This window comes from Kitasatospora sp. NPDC018619, from assembly GCF_044391605.1.
In the GTDB taxonomy this organism is placed as follows: domain Bacteria; phylum Actinomycetota; class Actinomycetes; order Streptomycetales; family Streptomycetaceae; genus Kitasatospora.
Map to the genome: position 1 here is coordinate 346,249 of NZ_JBISAI010000005.1, position 18,568 is coordinate 364,816.

The window sequence follows — 18,568 nt, forward strand, 5'->3', positions numbered from 1 at the left end:
TCAACCTCGATCGAGCCGGACAGGGGTGAGCCAGTGCTGGTGGCGCGGGCCGGCGCCGCCGCGCACGGTCCGCGCGTAGCGCTCGGCCAGGGCCAGGGTGACCGGACCGGGCTCGCCGGTGCCGACCGGGCGGCCGGAGAGCCCGGTGACGGGGGTGATCCCGACGCCGGTGCCGGTGAGCAGGACCTCGTCGGCCTGGAGCAGGTCGGGCACGCCCACCTCGCGCTCGGCGGCCTCGATCCCGAGGTCGGCGGCGAGGGCGAGGACGGTGTCCCGGGTGATGCCGGGGAGCAGGTCGGCGGTGGCGGGCGGGGTGAGCAGCCGGCCGGAGCGCACCACGAACACGTTCGCGGTGCTGGCCTCGGCGACCTGCCCGCGGTCGTTGAGCAGGATGGCGTCGTCGTACCCGGCGGACCTCGCCTCGTCGGCCGCCAGCGCGTTGTTGACGTACCCGCCGGTGACCTTCGCCTGCACGGGGACGGCGGCGCTGCGCGGCCTGACCCAGGAGCTGACGGCGCAGCGGATGCCGCCGGGCGGGGTGTAGGCGCCCATGGCGAAGCCGGTGACCGAGACGGCGTCGGAGACCCCGGTCAGCCCGACGCCCGGCCGCGAGCCCGGCAGCAGGCCCAGCTTGTAGCCGAGCGGCCGCAGGTAGGTGTCGGTGCGGGCGCCGTTGCGGCGCAGCAGCTCGCAGGTGATCCCGACCAGGTCCTCGACCGTCAGGCCGGTGTCGATGCGCAGCAGCCGGCAGGAGCGCAGGAAGCGCTCGTAGTGGTCGTGCACCCGGAAGAGCAGCAGCTCGCCGCCGTCGGCCGAGGCGTGGGCGCGGATGCCCTCGAAGACGCCGGTGCCGTACTGCAGTGCCTGGGTGGTGAGCGGCAGCGAGGCCTCGGCGAAGGGGACGAACTCGCCCCGGTGGTACGCCACGCCGGAGACCGCGGGCTTGCCCGGGGCGGCGGGGCGCGGTGCGGGGGCTTCGGACAGGGTCGTCACCGGTTCCTCCCCGCGGCGATCCGGGCGGCGGAGCGGGCCTCGACGTCGCCGGCCCCGGCGCCGGCCGCGCCGGTGCCGCGGCCGCGGCGGTCGATCACCCGGGCGGCCTTCCAGCTGACCATGGCGCCGGTGGAGGTGACGCTGCCGAGCGTGCCGGTGGTGACCTCCAGCTCGGTGTCGAACACGTCGCGGCACAGCTCCACCGCGCGGGCGGCGCCCTCGGCGACGGCGGCGGGGCCGGTGCGCTCCGGGAGCTGGAGGGTCAGCGTGAGCCGGTCGGCGCCCGCGACCCGGTCGATGACCAGCTGGTAGTCCAGGTAGCCGCGCAGCGGGCGCAGCAGCAGGTCCTCCAGGTCGTAGCCGGTGACCAGCCGGCCGTTGAGGTCGAGCCGGTCGCGGACCCGGCCCAGGGCGGCGATCGAGGCGGCCGGGACGCTCTGGCCCGGGCGCGGGTCGGTCAGCCGCACGAGGTCGCCGGTGCGGTAGCGGACCAGCGGCTTGGAGCCCTGGTAGAGGTGGGTGACGACCAGCTCGCCCTCCCGGACGCCCGCGGCGTCGGGCCGCACCCAGCGGCCGGTGTCCGGGTCGACGACCTCGCTGTACGAGATCAGCGGGGCCGTGTACAGCAGCCCGTCGGCGCCGACGGCGCCCTTCACCGAGGCCTCCTGGGAGGCGTACAGGGCGTTGTGGGCGCGGGCGCCCCAGAGGTCGCCGAGGTTGGCCAGCAGGCTGGGCGAGGCCAGCTCGCCCGTGGTCATCAGGACCTCCAGCTCGAAGTCCCGGCGCGGGTCGAGCCCGGCCGCGACGGCCCGCTTGGCGAGGCTCAGCGCCATGCCGGGCGTGCAGAACAGGCCGGTGACCGGGAAGGAGCGCATGACCTCCAGTGCCCGGTCGAAGCCGACCATCGGGGAGTGCGGCCACATCTTCGCGACGGCCAGGCCGAGGTTGCGGCAGACGTCGCCGAAGGTGTCGGAGAAGGCGTGCAGCTCGGTCGGGCCGGACACCCCGATCACCTGGTCGTCGCCGTACTGCCGGAAGACCGTCTCGTAGTAGTGGGTGAGCACGGTGTTGTTGGCGAGCGAGTCGATGTCGTCGCGCGGGCAGGGCGTGGAGCGGCCGGTGGTGCCGGTGGTCTCGTAGAAGATCCAGGCGTCGGAGAGCGGCCGGGAGAGCAGGTCGTGCTGGGCGGCGCGCAGGTCGTCCTTGGTGGTGAACGGGATGGCGGCGAGCGTGGCCTCGTCCAGCGCGGTGACCGCGGCCGGGTCCACCGCGGCCAGGTGGGCGCGGTAGAAGGGCGAGTTGGCCTTGACGTACCCGAGCGTGCGGCGCAGCAGCGCGCTCTGGTGCTCCGCCAGGCGGGCGGCGTCCCACTCCCCGGCGAGGAAGGAGCGGTGCTGGTCGCGGAGCTCGGTGGCGGGGCCCGCCAGCTCCGGACGGTAGATCGTGAACATGGGGCAACCTCTGCGGGTAGGGGTCGGGGAGGGGCTCAGGCGAGGGCCGGTTCCTCTTCCAGGTCGGCCACCACCCAGTCGCTGATCAGCCGCCACTTCTCGATGGCCTGCTGGTGGAAGGGGTCCACGAGGTAGCGGTCCAGCGCGGCCTGGTCCTCGACCAGGCCGATCACCGCGAAGTCGTAGGCCACCGGGCGGTCGGAGGTGTTGCGTCCCGCCTGCCAGTGCAGCAGCTCGGGCACCTCCGCCCCGACCCGGGCGGCGATCCGCTCGGCCTCGGTGACGGCCGGGTCGCCCCAGGCGTAGCCCGGCTTGAACTTGAACAGCACGATGTGACGGATCATCGGTCGCTCCGGTCGGTGGCGGTGGCGGTGGCGGTAGCGGTGGTGGCGGCGGCCGGGACCCAGCGGGAGAACTGCCGGCGGCCGTAGAGCAGGGGGGCGCCCGGGGCGCGGACCACCGCGGCCACCCGGCCGAGCACCACGGTGTGGTCGCCGGTCTCCAGCAGGCCGCTCACCCGGCACTCGGCCAGGGCCAGCGCGTCCTCGGCCAGCCAGGGCAGCCCGGAGCCCGGGGCCGGGCGCCAGCCGACCCGCTCGAAGCGGTCGGGCACCTTGGCGGCGAAGGTCTCGGCGGCCCGGCGTCCGCCGTCGTGCAGCAGGTTGACGGCGAACCGGCCGGTGTCGCGGACGGCCGCCAGGGTGTCGCTGCGCCCGTCCAGGCAGACCAGCAGGGTCGGCGGGGAGAGCGTGACGCTGGACAGCGAGGAGCAGGTCGTCCCGCGCGGCGTCCCGTCCGGCCGGAGCGCGGTGACCACGGCCACGCCGCTCGGGAAGTCGCTCATCAGCGCGCGGAAGTCGTCGGCCGACGCGTAGCCGGGCGGCTCCGGGAAGGCTCCGTGCCACCGTGCCGCCGTCACGGGCGGGCACTCGGAGATGGAGGGTGGGGTCATGGGGAAACTCGCCTTCCCGGTGGGAATCACGATGGGAAACGGCCGACCGTGGCAGCCGGACGCCCTGTCGCGGAAGGCGTGCTCGACCCCGGTCGGTTGTCGAGCATCGTCGCGGGGTCTATACGGGCCCTATATCGCCCGCGGCCCCCGGGAGCCGAGCCGCCCTGCCGGGGTCGGATCCCGGGCGGGGCGGGAGCCGGCCGCTCAGGCCGCCGGCGCGGCCTCCAGCGGCGCGCGGCGGGGCTCCCCGGCCTCCTCGGCGCGCAGTTCGCGGGCCAGCAGCAGGTAGAGCTCGTGGAAGCGGTAGGCCCGCCCCTGGTGGCAGGCCTCCAGCAGCCGGGCCTCCACCAGCCGGTCCAGCACCCGCTCGGCCTCCCGCGGGCCGGCACCGAGCACGTCCCCGGCCCGCTGCGCCGGGAAGGCGCCGGGGCCGAGCCGGGCCAGCCGCAGGAACGCCGCCCGGGTCGACGGGGGCAGCTGGTCGTAGCCGGAGCGCAGCACCTCGCGCACGTCCAGGCCGCCCGAGCTGAGCGCGTCGAAGCGGTGGCAGGGGTCGTCGAGCTGACGGGCCAGCAGGGCCGGCGCCCACTGGGGGCGGCCGGCCAGCCGGGCCCCCGCCACCCGGACGGCCAGCGGCAGCAGCCCGCAGGCCCGCAGGATCCGCTCGGCGGCGAGCGGGTCCGCGGCGATCCGCCGGGGCCCGACCACCCGGGCGAGCAGGTCGGCCGCCTCGTGCTGGGTGAACGCCCCGACCGGGACGAGCCGGGCGTTCTCCAGGGTGGCCAGGGCGGCCCGGCTGGTGACCACCGTGCGGGCCGGGCCGCCGCCCGGCAGCAGCGGCCGGACCTGGCGGTCGTTCAGCGCGTCGTCGAGCACCACCAGGACGCGCTGCCGGGCGAGGTGGCTGCGGTAGAGCTGGACCCGTTCCTCCAGGGTGTCGGGCACGCTCCCGGCGGGCACCCCGAGGCCGTTGAGGAACCAGCCGAGGGCGGTGTACGGCTCCACCGGCTCGCCCGTCGAACCGCCCAGGTCGGCGTAGAGCTGGCCGTCCGGGAACTCGGCGCGGCAGGCGTGGGCGGCGTGCACCGCGAGGGCGGTCTTGCCCGCCCCCGGCATCCCGGTCACCACGGCCTGCGAGGCGCTCGCCCCGCCCGCCAACACCTCGCGCAGGGCAGCGAGTTGACCGCAGCGGCCGGTGAAGTCCAGCAGGTCCGGGGGGAGCATGGCCGGGGTCGGGCGGGGGAGCGGGGTGACGGCCGCGGGCCGCCGTGACGCGGGGCGCGGCCGGGGGCCGCCGCGCAGCACGGCCTGGTAGGCGGCGGTCAGGGCGGCGCCCGGGTCGACGCCGAGCTCCTCGGCGAGCCGGTGCCGGCCGTCGTGGTAGACCGCCAGGGCGTCGGCCTGCCGCCCGGAGCGGTGCAGCGCGGTCATCAGCTGCGCCCGCAGCCCCTCGCGCAGCGGGTGCTCGGCCACCAGGCCGGTGAGCGCGGGCAGCAGATGGGGGTGGCGGCCCAGGGCGAGTTCGGCCTCCCCGAGGCGTTCGACGGCGGTGAGCCTGGTCTCCTCCAGCCGGGGCAGCTCCGCCTCGGCGAGGTGCTCGGCCACGTCCGCGAGGGCCTGCCCGTGCCACAGCGCGAGCCCCTCGCGCAGGGCCGCCGCGGCCTCCTCGTGGCGGCCCGCCGCCAGCGCTTCGCCGCCGCGCGTGGCCAGGGCCTCGAACTCGGCGAGGTCGAACCGGGAGCCGTCGGTGCGCAGCAGGTACCCGGGGCGTCTTCGCAGGATCTGGGCGCCGTCGCCCAGGCGCTTGCGCAGCCGCGAGACGTGGGTGTAGATCTGGGCGGCTGCCGTGACGGGCGGGTTCCAGCCCCACAGCGCCGTGGTGAGCTGCGCGTCGGAGACCAGCCGGCCGTCCGCGAGCAGCAGGGCGGCCAGGACGGTGCGCTGCTTCGACCCGTCCAGGACGGCCTCGACGCCGTCCAGCCGTACGCCGACCGGTCCGAGAACGTGGAACTCCATGAACACCGTGGCCCCCTGCATCCGCCCGTGGTAGTGCCGACCGCCGGTCGGGGGATCCGACCGGGGCCCGGCAGCCGACCCTAGGCGGGCGCGGTTTCCGGGCCTTATCGCATCGCTTTCGACCCCCGGCGGACGGTGGCCGAGAGCACCCGGCCGATCCGCCCGAGGAGGTCCGGGCGGCAGTCGTCCAGGTAGAAGTGGCCGCCCGGGTACACCTGCTCCTGGTAGCCGCCGGTGGTCAGCTCCGCCCAGGAGGCGACCTCCCGGACCGGCACGAGCGGGTCGGCGTCCCCGGTGAAGGCCGTGATCGGGGCCCGGACGGCGCTCAGCTCGGCCCGGGCCGGGCGGTACCCGGAGCTCAGCCGGTAGTCCGAGCGGAGCGAGGGCACCAGCAGCTCGGCCAGCTCCGGGTCGTCCAGGACGCCCGCGTTCGGGGAGTCCAGCCGGCGCAGCTCGGCGATCAGCTCCGCGTCGCTCAGCTCGTGCAGCGCGTGCGGCTCGGCGACGTGCGGGGCGGTCGCGCCGGAGACGAACAGGTGCACCGGGCTGATCCCGTACCGCTGCTCCAGGCGCACCGTCACCTCGTACCCGACGTCCGAGCCGAGGCTGTGCCCGAAGAAGGCGATCGGGGTGCCGAGGTAGGGGGCGAGGGCGTCGACCAGGCGGTCGGCCAGCTCGGGCATCGACTCGATGCCGGGCTCCAGGAAGCGGTCCTGCCGGCCGGGGTAGCGGGCGGCCAGCACCTCGACGTCCAGCGGGAGGCCGCGCGGCCACTCCCGGTAGAGGCTCGCGGCGCCGCCGGCGTGCGGCAGGCAGACCAGTCGGACCCTGGGCTCGGTGAGCCGCGCGTGGCGGCGGAACCAGCGGGCGGCGTCGGTCGCGACCGGGGCCGGGGCGGTGCTGCCGAGCAGGGGGGTGGGCAGGGCCATCGTGTGCTCCTTCGGGATCGGGGTGGGGACGGGGGCGCGCTACTCGCGGGCGCCGGCCAGCTCGACCGGCGGGGTGCGCAGCGAGAGCCTGGCGGCGGCCACGGCGGCGAGCACGGCGGCCGCGGCGCAGGCGGCGGTGATCAGGCCGAGGTCGCCCCAGGGCACGACCACCGGGGTCCGCCCGACCAGGCCGCGCAGCGTCGAGCCGAGGCCGCCCAGCGTCACCGCGGCGACCGCGGCGGCGAGCGCGACGCCGACCAGGACGACCGTCACGGACTCCCCGGCGACCACCCGCAGCACCTGGCGGCGGGTCGCGCCGGTCAGCCGCATCAGCGCGAACTCGCGGGACCGCGCGGAGGTGGCCATCACCAGGGTGTTGACGATCGACAGGCCGGTGTAGACGAGCGCGATCAGCAGCACCGTGGTGGCGTTCATCATGCTGTGCGCGGACTGCGCGTCGTTGACGGCGGCGGCCCAGCGGCTGCTCGGGACGACGGTCGCGTTCAGGCCCCGGCCCGCCTCGCGCAGCCCGGCGAGGGCGGCGGCCGGGTCCGTGCCCGGGCGCAGCCGGACGTCGACCCGGCTGACCAGGGCGCCCTGGGCGTGGGCCGGCGTCAGGAAGGCGGCGTTGCCGCCGATCCCGGTGCGCACCACGGCGGCGACGGTCAGGGAGGCCCGGCTGCCGTCGCCGAGGTAGACGTCCACCGTGTCGCCGGTCCTGCGGCCCCACTGCTGGTCGATCACGACGGTGTCGTCGCGCAGTGCGTCCAGCGAGCCGGAGACGACCTTCAGGTCGAAGACCTGGCCGAGCTGCGCCGGGTCGACGATCTGCGCGGTGTACTGCACCAGGGTCGCGGAGGGCTGGGGGCCGTAGACGTTCTCGGTGCTCACCGGGGTGGCGTCCAGGCCCGGCAGCTGCCGGACGCGCTCGACGGCGGCCTGGCTGAGGCCCGGGGCGCCGTGCGGGACGAGCATGTAGTCGGCCCGGGTGGACTGGCGCAGCTCGGTGGCCTTCGCGGCGTCGATGGTGCCGACCGAGCCGAGGATCGCGGCGGCCAGGCCGACGGTGACCAGGACCGGGGTGGCCGTGGCGGCGGTCCGGCGGACGGCCGCCACCGCGTTCTCCCGCACCAGCAGCACGGACGCGCCGCGCAGCCAGGCCAGCGGCAGCGTGATCAGCCGCACCAGCGGCCCGGCCACCAGCGGGGCGAGCAGGGCGAAGGCGACGACCAGGACGCCGGCGACGGTCTCGTTGAGGGCGACGGCGACCAGCGGGTCGGCCATCGGCACGAGGACCACCAGCGCCAGGCCGGTCACCAGCGCCGTGATCCCGCCGATCCAGCGGCCCACCGTCATCGGCTTGCGGTCGACGGCCGCCTCGCGCAGCGCCTCGATCGGGCGGATCCGGCCGGCCCGGAAGCAGGCGAGGCCCGCGCCGCAGACCGCGACGGTGACGCCGGTGGCGAAGGCGGCGACGACGGCCGCCACGGCCGCGGCGGAGAAGGAGACCTGGTACCAGGCGGGCGCCTGGCCGCGGGAGACCAGCCACCTGGCGAGCAGCGGGCCGCCCGGGACGCCGAGCAGCGCGCCGACCGCCGAGGCGAGGGTGCCGACGACGGTGGCCTCGGCCAGCACCATCGTGGCGACCTGGCGGGGCGTCGCGCCGGCCGAGCGCAGCACGGCCAGCTCGCGCCGGCGCTGGGAGACGGAGAAGGCGAAGGTGGAGGCGGTGACGAAGACCGCGACGAAGGCGGCGAGCCCGCCGGCCACGCCGAGCAGGCCGTTGACCGACTGCAGCGCCTTCTCGTCGTCCGCCTTGGTGGTGTCGCCGTCGTGCCGGGCGTCCCCGGTCAGCACCCGGACGGTGCCGACCGCGATGCCGTCCTTGACCCGGCCGGTGCCGCCGGCCGCGGCGACCGCCGCGCGGACCGCGTCCGCGGGGCCGTGCACGACCAGGGCGTCGACGCGCGGCGAGAGCCGGGCGGCCTCGTCGTCCGAGAAGAAGACGGCCTGCTCGAAGGAGACCGGCGCGGTGACGCCGGAGACGGTGTACGGGGCCGGGCCCTGCGCGGTCAGCACGGTGACCTGGCGGCCCACCAGCTCGGCCCGGCCGCCGCCGAGGACGACCTGGCGGGCGTCGGCAGGGGCGGCGCCCGCGGTGAGCCGGTACGGGGTGAACGCCGCGGCGGACCACGGGTGGCCGAGCGGTTGCCCGGCGGCCGGCGCCTGCGGGGCCGGGCCCTCGCCGGTGGCCTGGGCGTAGAAGCTGCGGTCGACGGTCGTCGGGCCGGTGGCCCGCACCCTGGCGACCAGCTCGGGCGCCAGGCCGGGGGAGGAGCCGAGCGGCAGGTGGTCGGTGTAGTCGGGGCTGACGACGTCCAGCTCGGTGGCGGGGCTGACCACCACCGGGGCGGCCGCGTAGCGCAGCGGGGCACCGGCGTGCCCGTTCAGCGCCCCCGTCATGGCGATGCCGACGGCGGCCAGCAGGCCCACCCCGAGGGCGAGGCCGACGAAGGTGCCGACGAAGCCGGCCCAGCGGGTGCGCAGGGTGTCCAGGGCGATGCTCAGCACGGCGCGGCCTCCAGTCGGGTCATGCGGGCGGCGACGGCCTCGGGGGTCGGCGCGAGGAGCTCGCCGGCCGGGCGGCCGTCGGCGAGGAAGACCACCCGGTGCGCGTAGGAGGCGGCCACCGGGTCGTGGGTGACCATCACGGTGGTCAGCCCCGAGTCGTCGACCAGGGAGCGGAGCATCGCCAGCACCTCCCGGGAGGTGGTGGTGTCCAGGGCGCCGGTCGGCTCGTCCGCGAAGAGCACCTGCGGCTTGCTGATCAGCGCCCGGGCGATCGCCACCCGCTGCTGCTGGCCGCCGGACATCTCGCCGGGCCGGTGCCCGGCCCGGTCGGCGAGGCCGACCGAGGCCAGCACCTCGCGGACCTCGGCGCTGTCCGGGCGCCGGCCGGCCAGCCGCACCGGGAGCGCGGCGTTCTGCTCGGCCGTCAGGGACGGCAGCAGGTTGAACGCCTGGAACACGAAGCCCACCCGGTCCCGGCGCAGCAGGGTGAGCGCGGTCTCGCTCAGCCCGGTGAGGTCCGTACCGGCCAGCACCACCCTGCCGCTGGTCGGGCGGTCCAGGCCGGCCGCGCACTGGAGCAGGGTCGACTTGCCCGAGCCCGAGGGGCCCATGACGGCGGTGAAGGACCCGGCGGCGAAGCCGATCGTGACGTCGTCCAGGGCGGTGACGGCGTTGGGCCCGGTGCCGTAGCTCTTGCGCACCGACCAGAGCTGTACCGGTTCGTTGGTGTTCATGGGTACCAGGAAACCGGCCGCGGGGGGTGGCGCACACTACGCCGGGACCGACTTCGGGGGTAGGGCTGGCACTACCCTGGGCAGGGGGGCAGGGCCGTGCGACAGCGGCGGGCCACCGGCCTACCGTCGGACCAATGGAGACCTGGGTGGAACGGATCGCGCGTGTGCGGGGGAGCGGGGACGAGCCGCGGAACGTGTGGCAGGCGGTGGTCCGCCGGGACTTCCTGCTCTCCCGCTGGCCCTGGCGGTCCGTCGGCTACCTCGCGGCCGGGGTGCTGGTCGGGACGGGCACCTTCGTCCTGCTGTTCAGCCTGATCGCCGTCGGCGCGGTGCTCTCGATGGCCGTGGTGGGCGTCCCGCTGCTCGCCGCGGTCTGCCTCGCGGGCGTGCCGGTGGGCGCGCTGGAGCGCCGGCGGGCCGGCTGGGTGGACCGCGAGCCGGTGCCGGACCCGCACCCGGCCGTCGAGCGCCCGGGCTTCGGCACCTGGCTGCGCGCCCGGCTGCGCGAGCAGGCCACCTGGCGCGAACTCGCCTACACCTTCGTGCTGTCCCTGCTGCTCTGGCCGGTCGACCTGGCCGTCCTGATGCTCGGCGTGGTGTTCCCCTTCGGCACCCTGTACGGCGCCGTCACCACCCTCGCCGGGCTCAACCACGACTTCCGCCCGCTGCCCGGCTGGACGCTCGACTCGACCGGGGCCGCCCTGGCGGCCGCCCCGGCGGCGCTGCTCGGGCTGCTGCTCGGCTGCTACCTGGTGGCGGCGGCGGCCGGGGCCAGGGCGGCGCTGACCCGGCTGGTGCTGGGCCGGCGCGAGTCGGAGAACACCGACCGGCTGGTGGAGCTCACCCGCTCGCGCGCCCGGCTGGTGGACGCCTTCGAGGCCGAGCGCCGCCGGATCGAACGGGACCTGCACGACGGTGCGCAGCAGCGGCTGGTCGCCCTGACCATGACGCTCGGACTGGCCCGGATGTCCGAGGGCGCGGAGGCCGGGGCGCTGATCGCCCAGGCGCAGCAGCAGGCCAAGCTCGCCCTCGGCGACCTGCGCGAGCTGATCCAGGGCATCCACCCGCAGGTGCTCACCGACCGCGGGCTGCCCAGCGCGGTGGCCGACGTCGCCGACCGCTCGGCGGTGCCCGTCAGCACCGACTTCGACCTGCCGCGGCGGCTCCCGGAGTCGGTGGAGTCCACCGCCTACTTCGTGGTCTGTGAGGCGCTCGCCAACGTGGCCAAGCACAGCGGGGCCGAGCACGCCGAGGTGAGCGGACGGCTGGACGGCGGCCGGCTGCTGGTGGAGGTCCGCGACGACGGCCGGGGCGGGGCGGACGCCGGCCGCGGCAGCGGCCTGGCCGGGCTCGCCGACCGCCTCGCCGTGGTCGACGGCCGGCTCCTGGTGTCCAGCCCGCCGGGCGGGCCGACCGTCCTGAAGGTCGAGATCCCGGTCGCCGCCGGCGCCGGCCGGTAGCGACCGGGATCCCGGCCCGGGGGCGCCGCCGGTCAGCCGGCGACCGGCCGGAGCCGGTCCGAGCGGGCCGCCCGGGCGCGCACCAGCCAGTAGGGGGTGCCGAGTTCGGTGAACAGCACCTCCGCGGCCGTCAGCCGCCGCTCGGCCTCGGCCGCCTCGCCCTTGGCCATCAGCAGCTGGGCCAGGGCCAGGCCGGCCCGGCCGGTGACGAAGCGGTCGCGGACCTCCTCGGCCAGGGCGACCGCCGCGAGCAGCGTCGCCTCGGCGTCGAACAGGTCCCCGGCCCGCAGCTGGACCTCGCCGAGGCCGCACAGCGCGTACGCCTGCCCCACCCCGTCGTCGTCCTGGCGGACCAGCGCCAGCACCCGCTGGAAGATCTCCCCGGCCTCCGCCAGCCGTTCGAGGCCCGCGTAGGCCTCGGCCAGCCGGTAGAGGCTCTGCGCCTCGCCGCGCGAGGTACCGATCTCCCGGGAGATGGCGAGCGCGGCCTGGGAGTGGCGCACGCTGTCGTCGAAGCTGCGCCTCTCCAGGGCGAGTTGGGCCATGTTCCCGAGCACGTGGGCCTCGGCGTACCGGTCGCCGACCTGCTGCAGCCCGGCCAGCGAGGTGGTGTAGCGCTCCATGGCGCGCTCGACGTCGCCGGCCATCCGGTCGAGCAGCGCGAGGTTGCGCAGCGCCAGGGCGTAGCCGTGGGTCTCGGCGGCCCCGCCGAAGAGGTGCAGGGCGCGGGCGTAGAGCTCGCCGGCCTGCGGGTAGCGCTGCTGGAAGGCCTCCAGCACGCCGAGCGAGTAGAGCATCGCCGCCTCGCCGGTGGCGTCCCCGCCGCGGCGGGCCGCGTCCAGGGCGAGGCCGCAGGAGCGGCGCCAGTCGTCCAGGTAGTTGCGGGACTCGAAGAGGGTGACGACCGTCATCGCCAGGTCCCAGGCCAGGGCGTGCCACCCGAGCCGGGCGGCCTGCTCGATCGTGGCCAGGATGGTCGGCCGCTCCGTCTCCAGCCAGGCGAGCGGGTCCCGCAGCAGGGCGCCGGCGTACTCCTCGGCCACCGGCCAGCGCGGGGCGCCGCCGTGGATGACGGTGTAGTCGCCGCCGTAGTGGCGGCGGTGCGCCTGCTCGGCGAGGCCGAGCACGGCGCCGAAGGCCCGGCCGCAGGCCGCGTCGCGCTCGGCGGGGCTCTCCTCGGCCTGGGCGCGCTCCAGGGCGTACAGCCTGAGCAGGTCCTGGAACTTGTACCTGGTCCAGCCGGTGGCGTCGACCCCGACGACCTCCAGCAGCTGGCAGTCGACCAGCCGCTCCATCAGGTCCTCGGCCCGGGCCGGGTCGGTGTCGAGCAGGGCGGCGCCGATCCACGCGGTGAAGGAGTTGACGCCCAGCAGGCCGAGCCGCCGGTACATGGCGGCCGCCCCGGGGTGCAGGTAGCCGTAGCTCAGCGCGAAGCTGGCCCGGATCTCCCGCTCGCCCCGGCTGAGCTCGTCGAGCCTGCGGCGCTCGTCGTCGAGCCTGGTGACGAGGTGCAGCACCGTCCAGTGCGGCTTGGAGGCGAGCCGGGCGCCGGCGATCCGCAGCGCGAGCGGGAGGCGGTCGCAGCGCTCGCTGAGCTTGACGGCGGAGTCCGGCTCGGCGCCGACCCGGTCGGGGCCGGCGATCCGGCACAGCAGGGTGGTCGCCTCGGCGGCGCTGAGCACCGTGAGGTGGACCCGCACCGCGCCGTAGTCGCCGGTGAGTTCGGGCAGCTGCTCACGGCTGGTGACCAGCACGGTGCAGCTGCCGGTGCCGGGCAGCAGCGGCCGGATCTGCGAGAAGGTCCGGACGTTGTCCAGCACGATCAGCACCCGGCGGTTGTTCAGGATGCTGCGGTAGAGGGCGACCCGCTCGCTCAGCTCGGCCGGCATCCGCTCGCTCGGCACGCCCAGGGCGCGTAGGAAGCGGTCGAGGGTCTCGGTGGGCGCGCTCGGCCGGTGGTGCTCGTCGAAGCCCTGGAGGTCGGCGAAGAGCTGGCCGTCCGGGAAGCCGGCGACGGCCCGGTGGGCCCAGTGCACGGCCAGGCCGGTCTTGCCGACGCCGGGCACGCCGGTGATCAGCGCCACCGGGGGGCGGGGCAGGTCGCCGCCGGCCGCGACCCCGTCCAGGACCGCCAGCTCCGCGCCGCGCCCGATGAACGCGGTCACGTCCGGCGGCAGCTGGGCCGGCGGGACGAGGGCCAGCGGGGCGGCGGCCGGGGCCGGCTCCTCGACGGCGGGGATCGGCGCCAGCAGGGCCGCGTCGTCCCGCAGGATCGCGTCGTGCAGCTCCCGCAGGACGGGGCCCGGCTCCAGGCCGATCTCCTCGATGAACAGGCGCCGGCCCTCGCGGAAGGTGTCCAGCGCCTCGGCCCGGCGGCCGCAGCGGTACTGCGCGAGCATCAGCGAGACCCGGGCCTGCTCGCGCAGCGGCGCGGCGTTCAGCAGGGCGGTGAGCTCGCCGATCAGCTCGCGGTGCTGCCCGGACTCCAGCCGCAGCGCCAGGTGCTCCTCCTGGAGGGCGAGCCGCCGGTCGGCCAGGTGCAGCGCGCCGGACTGGACCAGCGGGCTGTCCACGCCGGCGTAGGCGTCGCCCCGCCACAGGCCGTGGGCCTGCCCGTAGAGCCGGTCGGCCTCGGCCCGCCGGCCGTCCCGGACGGCCTCGCAGGCGTTCAGCATCAGGGCGGTGAACCGCTGGGCGTCGATCTCGTGGCCCGTGGTCACCAGCCGGTAGCCCGGGTGCACGGTGGAGATCACCTCGGCCGTGCAGCCGGCCGTCTTGAAGGCCTTGCGCAGGCCGCTGATGCAGATCGCCACCTGGTTCTGCCCGGTGGTCGGCGGCGAGCCGTTCCAGAGCGCCTCGATGAGGCTGTCGACCGGGACGATCCGGTCGGGGGCGAGCAGCAGCATCGCCAGGACCGTCCGGTGCCTGGGGCCTCCGATCGCCACCGGTCTGCTGTCGTACAGCACTTCCAGCGGGCCCAGCACCCGAAATTGCAGCCCGTTCTCCACGCAGCCTCCCCCGAGTCCCCCGTCGCCCCGTTGCCGGGCCGTCGCCCATGGCAGGTGGGCAACCAGGGGAGTATAGGCCAGCCCCGTGAAAAAAGATCATGGCGGAACGGGCCGGTGTCCGGGGCTGCGGGAGTGCCCCGGGCACCGGCCGGGGCACTCCCGCCGGGGCGGCGGTCAGTGCGGGTACGGGCCGGCGTCGGAGGGCTCGGCCATCGCCACCGCGATCCGGCGCGGGCCGGTGAACGGCTCGCGGGCGTGGGCGGTGAGCATGTTGTCGATGAACAGGACGTCCTCGCGCTCCCAGTCGAACCGCACCGTGGCCGCGCGGTAGCACGCCCGCAGGTGGTCCATCACGTCCTGGGGGATCCGCCCGCCGTCCCCGTAGTAGGTGTGGGTGGGCAGGCCCTCCTCGCCGAACAGCTCCAGCAGCCCCTCCCGGACGTCCGGGCCCAGGGTGCCGACGTTGAAGAACGTCGCGTGGTTGAACCAGACCGTCGCCCCGGTCTCCGGGTGGGTGTGGACCGCGTCGCGGACGGCCACCGTGCGCAGGCCGCCGCCCGGCTGCCACTCGGTGCGGATGCCGCTGCGGGCGCAGTAGGCGGTGACCGCCTCGCGGTCCTCGGTGTTGAAGATCTGCTGCCAGGGGGTGCCGAAGTCGGGGTGCAGGTTGCGCACCACCATCCAGCGCCGGCGGGCGAACTCCTCGCGCACCGCCGGGTCGATCGCCTCGTGGACCCGGCGCACGTCGGCGAGCGGGGTCGCCCCGAGGGTGGTCGGCGGCTGGAGGCAGTAGAACCCCAGGGTGCGGGGCCAGACCGCCTGGTAGGAGTTCTCGTTGTGCAGGAAGATCTCCTCGTCCGCCGGGTAGTCGGTGGAGGTGTAGACCTGCCCCTTGATGACGCTGCGCGGCGAGGAGCGCTCGGCGTAGGTGAGCGGCGGCCGGCCGGTCAGCGCCTGGACGGCGCCGTCGAAGCCGTCGGCGCCGCCGACCTCGAAGCCCCGGAGCAGGACGGCGCCCCGGGTGCGCAGGGTCCGCCGCAGCTCGGTGCGGTTCGCCGCGACGAAGTCCTGGACGGAGGCGTCCGCGGCCGCCCGCTCGGCACGGTCGAAGAGCGGGACGGGCAGGGTCGGGACGGTGGCGACTGTGGTCATGGCGGGGTGTGCCCTTCGGGTCGTGGCGGGGGTCGGGTGCGCGGCGGGCCGGTCAGTCGGTCATCGCGACCAGGACCCGGCGTTCGCCGGTGTACGGGCGGCGGCCGTGGCCCACCGCGACGTTGTCGATGAGCAGCAGGTCGCCGCGGTTCCAGTCCACGTCCACCGCCGCCGCCAGGCCGCGGTCCCGGACCTGGAGGACGTACTCGGCCGGGATCGCGCTGCCGTCCGCGAAGGTGACGTGCTGCGGCAGCTCGTCCTGGGGGAGGAGCCTGGTGAGCGCGGCCGCCGTCTCGTCGCCGAGCGAGGCCGGGTGCCACTGGTCGGCCTGGTTGAACCAGACCTCCGCGCCGGTGACGGGGTGGCGCAGCAGGCTCGGGCGCAGCTGGCTGACCCGCAGGGTGCCGTCCGGCCGCCACTGCCAGTCCGCGCCGGCGGCGGCAAGGTGGGCCTCGGCCACCGCCCGGTCCGCCGTCTCGAAGGTGTCCTGCCAGCTCTTGCCCAGGCCGCGGCCGCCGTGCAGGTTCTGGGTGTAGCGCAGGCCGGGGGCGAAGGCCTCGCGGACCTCGGGGTCGAGCGCGGCCAGCCAGCGGGTGCCGTCCACGACGGGGGTGGCGCCGCCGCTGCCCGGGGCCGTCTCGCAGAAGAAGAGCAGGCGGGCGGGCCAGCTGTCGGCGTAGGACAGCTCGTTGTGCATCGAGATGGTGTACTCGGCCGGGTACTCCGTCGAGGTGTAGACGTTGTCGCCGACCTTGGTGCGCGGGGAGTTGCCGTGCACGTAGGCGAGGCGCCGGGGCAGCACCAGGTCCATTACGGCGCCGAGCGTGCCGGGGGTGACGTGGAAGCCGCGGAAGACGATCGCCTTCTCGTCGATCAGCAGCTCGTCGATCCGCTCGGTGTCGGCCAGGTAGCGGACCAGGCCCTCGGGCGTCGGGTCGGCGCCGACCAGGGACGGGGTGATCTCCAGCGGCTGCCAGGTGACGGTGGTGGGCATCGTGGCCTCTTTCTGCGGGTCGTTCAGCCGGCGTTGGCGGCGAGTGCGGGGGCGGGGTCGGACTCCGGGGCGGGCTCCGGGGCGGTGCGGGAGGCCGGGGGCAGCAGCAGGGAGAGCAGGGCCAGCAGCGTCATCGCCGCGGCGATCGCGAAGACCGTCGGGGTGGCGCCGAAGGCGTCCAGCGCGGCGCCGCCGGCCAGCATGCCCAGCGAGTTGGCGCCCTGGCCGAGCAGGCCCATCACGGCGCTGACCCGGCCCTGGAGGGCGTCCGGGGTGATCTGCACCTGGTAGACGCCGCCAGCCACGTTGGAGATGCTGCCGATGTGCGCGGCCAGCGCGAAGACCAGCCCCAGCAGCACCGGGCTGCCGGTCAGGCCGACCACCGGGGTCAGCACGGCCCAGCCGGCCAGGCCGGTGATCATCAGGCCGCGCAGGCTGAGCCGGCGCATCCACCACCCGCCGCTGAGCGCGCCCAGCATGCCGCCGATCCCGCTGACGGCCGTGATGACGCCCAGGCTCGCGGCCGATCCGCCGGACTCCCGGACGATCACCATCAGCGCCAGCGACAGCCCCTGGAAGAGCAGGTTGCTGCCGCTCACCAGGGCCATCACGGTCCGCAGGAAGGGCTGCCGCCAGGTCCACCGCAGGCCCTCCGCCACCTGCGCGTTGACGCCCTTCGGGTAGTTGCCGCGCTCCTCCTGGAAGTCCCGGCGGATCAGCAGCAGCGAGAGGAGCGAGACCACGTGGGCGACGGCCGCGAAGAGGAACGGCGACCAGCGGGCGAGGGTGAACAGCACGCTGCCGGCCGGCAGGCCGAGCAGGCCGGCCGCCTGGCCGCGGGCCTCGTTGCCGCTGAGCGCGGCGGGCAGCTGCTCCGCGGGCACCAGGTGCCGCACGCCGGCGCGCTCGGCCAGCCGGTAGAAGATCGCCAGGCTGCCCTGGACGAAGGCGGCCACCATGACCTGCGCCACCCAGACGTGGCCGAGCAGCGTGGCGGTGGCGACGCTGCCGACGGACAGCAGGCAGCCGAGGTCGCAGGCGATCATCAGGCGGCGGCGGTCCCAGCGGTCCACCATCGCCCCGGCGTGCAGCTGCACGACCAGGTTGGGCAGCAGCGCGGCGAAGCCGACCAGCCCGGCCTGGGTGGCCGAGCCGCTGTGCCAGAGCACCAGCAGCGGGTAGGCGATGCCGCCGGCCCGGGAGGCCAGCACGGTGGCGGCGGCGCTCGTCCAGAGCAGGACGAAGTCGCGGTTGCGGCGCAGCGGCGGGTGGGCGGTGCCCGCGGCCGCGGGGCGGGGAGCGCTCACCGGGCCGCTCCGGCCACCGGGCCGCGGCGGATCCACTCAAGGACGGCCATCGCGCTGTGCATCTTGTTCTCGGCCTGGTCGAAGGCGATGCTGGCCGGCCCGTCGAGCACCTCCGCGGTGACCTCCTCGCCCCGGTGGGCGGGCAGGTCGTGCAGGAAGGCGGCCTTCGGGCTGTGCTCCCACAGCGCCCGGGTGACCTGGAAGGGGGCGAAGACCGTCCGCCAGTCAGGGTCGGGCTTGGTGGTGCCGGTGGTCTGCCAGCGGGTGGTGTAGACGGCGTCCACGCCGGCCGGCAGGTCCGCCATGTCGTGGCGCTCGGTGACCACCGAGCCGGTGCGGGCGGCCTGGGCGGCGGCCCTGGCCAGCAGGTCCCGGTCGACGCCGTAGCCGGGCGGGGTGCGCAGCTCCAGGTGGGTGCCGGGGAAGCGGGAGAGGGCGAGCGCCAGCGCGGTGGCGGTGTTGTTGCCCTCTCCCACGTAGAGCACCCGCAGGCCCTCGATCCGGCCGAAGTGCAGCTGGAGGGTGGTCAGGTCGGTGAGGCCCTGGGTGGGGTGCTCCAGCGCGCTCATCGCGTTGACCACCGGGAGCCGGCCGCCGCCGGACAGGCCGTCCAGCTCCTCGGTGGGGCCCGCCGTCCGGGCGACCAGCAGGTCGAGCATGCCGGCCATCACCCGGCCGGTGTCCTCGACCGTCTCGCCGGTGTTGAGCTGGAGGTCGTCGGGGCCGTAGCTGACGATCCGGGCGCCGAGCCGCAGCGCCCCGGCGGAGAAGGCGGTGCGGGTGCGGGTGGAGGTCTTCTTGAAGTAGATCCCGGCGATCCAGCCGTCCAGCGGCTGTTCCCCGGCGCCCGCGCCGGTGGCGAAGTGGACGCCCCGGGCGACGATGGAGCGCAGGTCCTCGTCGGTGAGGTCGTCGATGGAGACGAGCCGGCGGACGGGCTCGGTGGATCGGGCGGCGTTGCGTGACATGGTCGGTCTCGGGTTCCTTCCTTGGTCGGGGGG

14 protein-coding genes are annotated in these 18,568 nt (G+C 75.8%); 1 reads left to right on the plus strand and 13 read right to left on the minus strand.

Annotated elements, in window-relative coordinates:
- From ACH5AR_RS10645 to ACH5AR_RS10680, 8 genes are all read right to left on the minus strand, one after another.
- Positions 1–993, minus strand: coding sequence for a branched-chain amino acid transaminase (locus ACH5AR_RS10645; RefSeq protein ID WP_396300996.1), 993 nt, complete (start codon positions 991–993; stop codon positions 1–3).
- Positions 990–2,444: a phenylacetate--CoA ligase family protein gene (locus ACH5AR_RS10650; RefSeq protein WP_396300997.1), complete on the minus strand. Its 1,455-nt coding sequence runs from the start codon at positions 2,442–2,444 to the stop codon at positions 990–992. Before ACH5AR_RS10650 ends, ACH5AR_RS10645 begins: the two co-directional genes overlap by 4 nt.
- Positions 2,445–2,479: 35 nt before the next feature.
- Entirely contained in the window at positions 2,480–2,788 is a 309-nt protein-coding gene (locus ACH5AR_RS10655; RefSeq protein WP_396300998.1) for a Dabb family protein, read from the minus strand.
- Positions 2,785–3,396, minus strand: a complete 612-nt coding sequence (locus tag ACH5AR_RS10660; RefSeq protein WP_396300999.1) for a flavin reductase family protein — start codon at positions 3,394–3,396, stop codon at positions 2,785–2,787. Before ACH5AR_RS10660 ends, ACH5AR_RS10655 begins: the two co-directional genes overlap by 4 nt.
- 204 nt (positions 3,397–3,600) lie before the next feature.
- Complete coding sequence (locus tag ACH5AR_RS10665) at positions 3,601–5,433, minus strand: BTAD domain-containing putative transcriptional regulator (RefSeq protein ID WP_396301000.1); 1,833 nt, start codon at positions 5,431–5,433, stop codon at positions 3,601–3,603.
- Between the two features lie 83 nt (positions 5,434–5,516).
- Positions 5,517–6,341: a thioesterase II family protein gene (locus tag ACH5AR_RS10670; RefSeq protein ID WP_396301001.1), complete on the minus strand. Its 825-nt coding sequence runs from the start codon at positions 6,339–6,341 to the stop codon at positions 5,517–5,519.
- A gap of 39 nt (positions 6,342–6,380) precedes the next feature.
- Positions 6,381–8,912 carry an FtsX-like permease family protein gene (locus ACH5AR_RS10675; protein ID WP_396301002.1) on the minus strand — a complete coding sequence of 844 codons (2,532 nt, stop codon included), beginning with the start codon at positions 8,910–8,912 and terminating at the stop codon, positions 6,381–6,383.
- A complete protein-coding gene (locus tag ACH5AR_RS10680; protein ID WP_396301003.1) occupies positions 8,906–9,646 on the minus strand; it encodes an ABC transporter ATP-binding protein in 741 nt (246 codons plus the stop codon). The genes ACH5AR_RS10675 and ACH5AR_RS10680 overlap by 7 nt, the downstream gene beginning before the upstream one ends.
- A 134-nt stretch (positions 9,647–9,780) precedes the next feature.
- Between ACH5AR_RS10680 and ACH5AR_RS10685 the strand changes: the two genes are divergently transcribed.
- The gene (locus tag ACH5AR_RS10685; RefSeq protein WP_396301004.1) at positions 9,781–11,106 is read left to right on the plus strand and encodes a sensor histidine kinase; all 1,326 of its coding nucleotides are present in this window, start codon (positions 9,781–9,783) and stop codon (positions 11,104–11,106) included.
- 32 nt (positions 11,107–11,138) lie between these two features.
- On the opposite strand, the gene ACH5AR_RS10690 is transcribed toward ACH5AR_RS10685, so the two are convergent.
- The 5 genes from ACH5AR_RS10690 to ACH5AR_RS10710 form a co-directional block, all read right to left on the minus strand.
- Complete coding sequence (locus tag ACH5AR_RS10690; protein ID WP_396301005.1) at positions 11,139–14,114, minus strand: BTAD domain-containing putative transcriptional regulator; 2,976 nt, start codon at positions 14,112–14,114, stop codon at positions 11,139–11,141.
- Positions 14,115–14,288: 174 nt separating this feature from the next.
- Positions 14,289–15,266, minus strand: a complete 978-nt coding sequence (locus ACH5AR_RS10695; protein ID WP_396301006.1) for a TauD/TfdA family dioxygenase — start codon at positions 15,264–15,266, stop codon at positions 14,289–14,291.
- 52 nt (positions 15,267–15,318) lie between these two features.
- Complete coding sequence (locus ACH5AR_RS10700) at positions 15,319–16,260, minus strand: TauD/TfdA family dioxygenase (RefSeq protein WP_396301007.1); 942 nt, start codon at positions 16,258–16,260, stop codon at positions 15,319–15,321.
- 23 nt (positions 16,261–16,283) lie between these two features.
- Positions 16,284–17,567, minus strand: a complete 1,284-nt coding sequence (locus tag ACH5AR_RS10705; protein ID WP_396301008.1) for an MFS transporter — start codon at positions 17,565–17,567, stop codon at positions 16,284–16,286.
- On the minus strand, positions 17,564–18,535 hold the full coding sequence (locus ACH5AR_RS10710; protein WP_396301009.1) for an ornithine carbamoyltransferase: 972 nt from the start codon (positions 18,533–18,535) through the stop codon (positions 17,564–17,566). The genes ACH5AR_RS10705 and ACH5AR_RS10710 overlap by 4 nt, the downstream gene beginning before the upstream one ends.
- Positions 18,536–18,568: the final 33 nt, after the last annotated feature.

Excerpts from the sequence above, each read along its gene's own strand:
- ACH5AR_RS10650 (WP_396300997.1), bottom strand. The coding sequence starts at position 2,444 with ATGTTCACGATCTACCGTCCGGAGCTGGCGGGCCCCGCCACCGAGCTC.
- ACH5AR_RS10655 (WP_396300998.1), bottom strand. The coding sequence starts at position 2,788 with ATGATCCGTCACATCGTGCTGTTCAAGTTCAAGCCGGGCTACGCCTGG.
- ACH5AR_RS10660 (WP_396300999.1), bottom strand. The coding sequence starts at position 3,396 with ATGACCCCACCCTCCATCTCCGAGTGCCCGCCCGTGACGGCGGCACGG.
- ACH5AR_RS10665 (WP_396301000.1), bottom strand. The coding sequence starts at position 5,433 with ATGCAGGGGGCCACGGTGTTCATGGAGTTCCACGTTCTCGGACCGGTC.
- ACH5AR_RS10670 (WP_396301001.1), bottom strand. The coding sequence starts at position 6,341 with ATGGCCCTGCCCACCCCCCTGCTCGGCAGCACCGCCCCGGCCCCGGTC.
- ACH5AR_RS10680 (WP_396301003.1), bottom strand. The coding sequence starts at position 9,646 with ATGAACACCAACGAACCGGTACAGCTCTGGTCGGTGCGCAAGAGCTAC.
- ACH5AR_RS10685 (WP_396301004.1), top strand. The coding sequence starts at position 9,781 with ATGGAGACCTGGGTGGAACGGATCGCGCGTGTGCGGGGGAGCGGGGAC.
- ACH5AR_RS10695 (WP_396301006.1), bottom strand. The coding sequence starts at position 15,266 with ATGACCACAGTCGCCACCGTCCCGACCCTGCCCGTCCCGCTCTTCGAC.
- ACH5AR_RS10700 (WP_396301007.1), bottom strand. The coding sequence starts at position 16,260 with ATGCCCACCACCGTCACCTGGCAGCCGCTGGAGATCACCCCGTCCCTG.
- ACH5AR_RS10710 (WP_396301009.1), bottom strand. The coding sequence starts at position 18,535 with ATGTCACGCAACGCCGCCCGATCCACCGAGCCCGTCCGCCGGCTCGTC.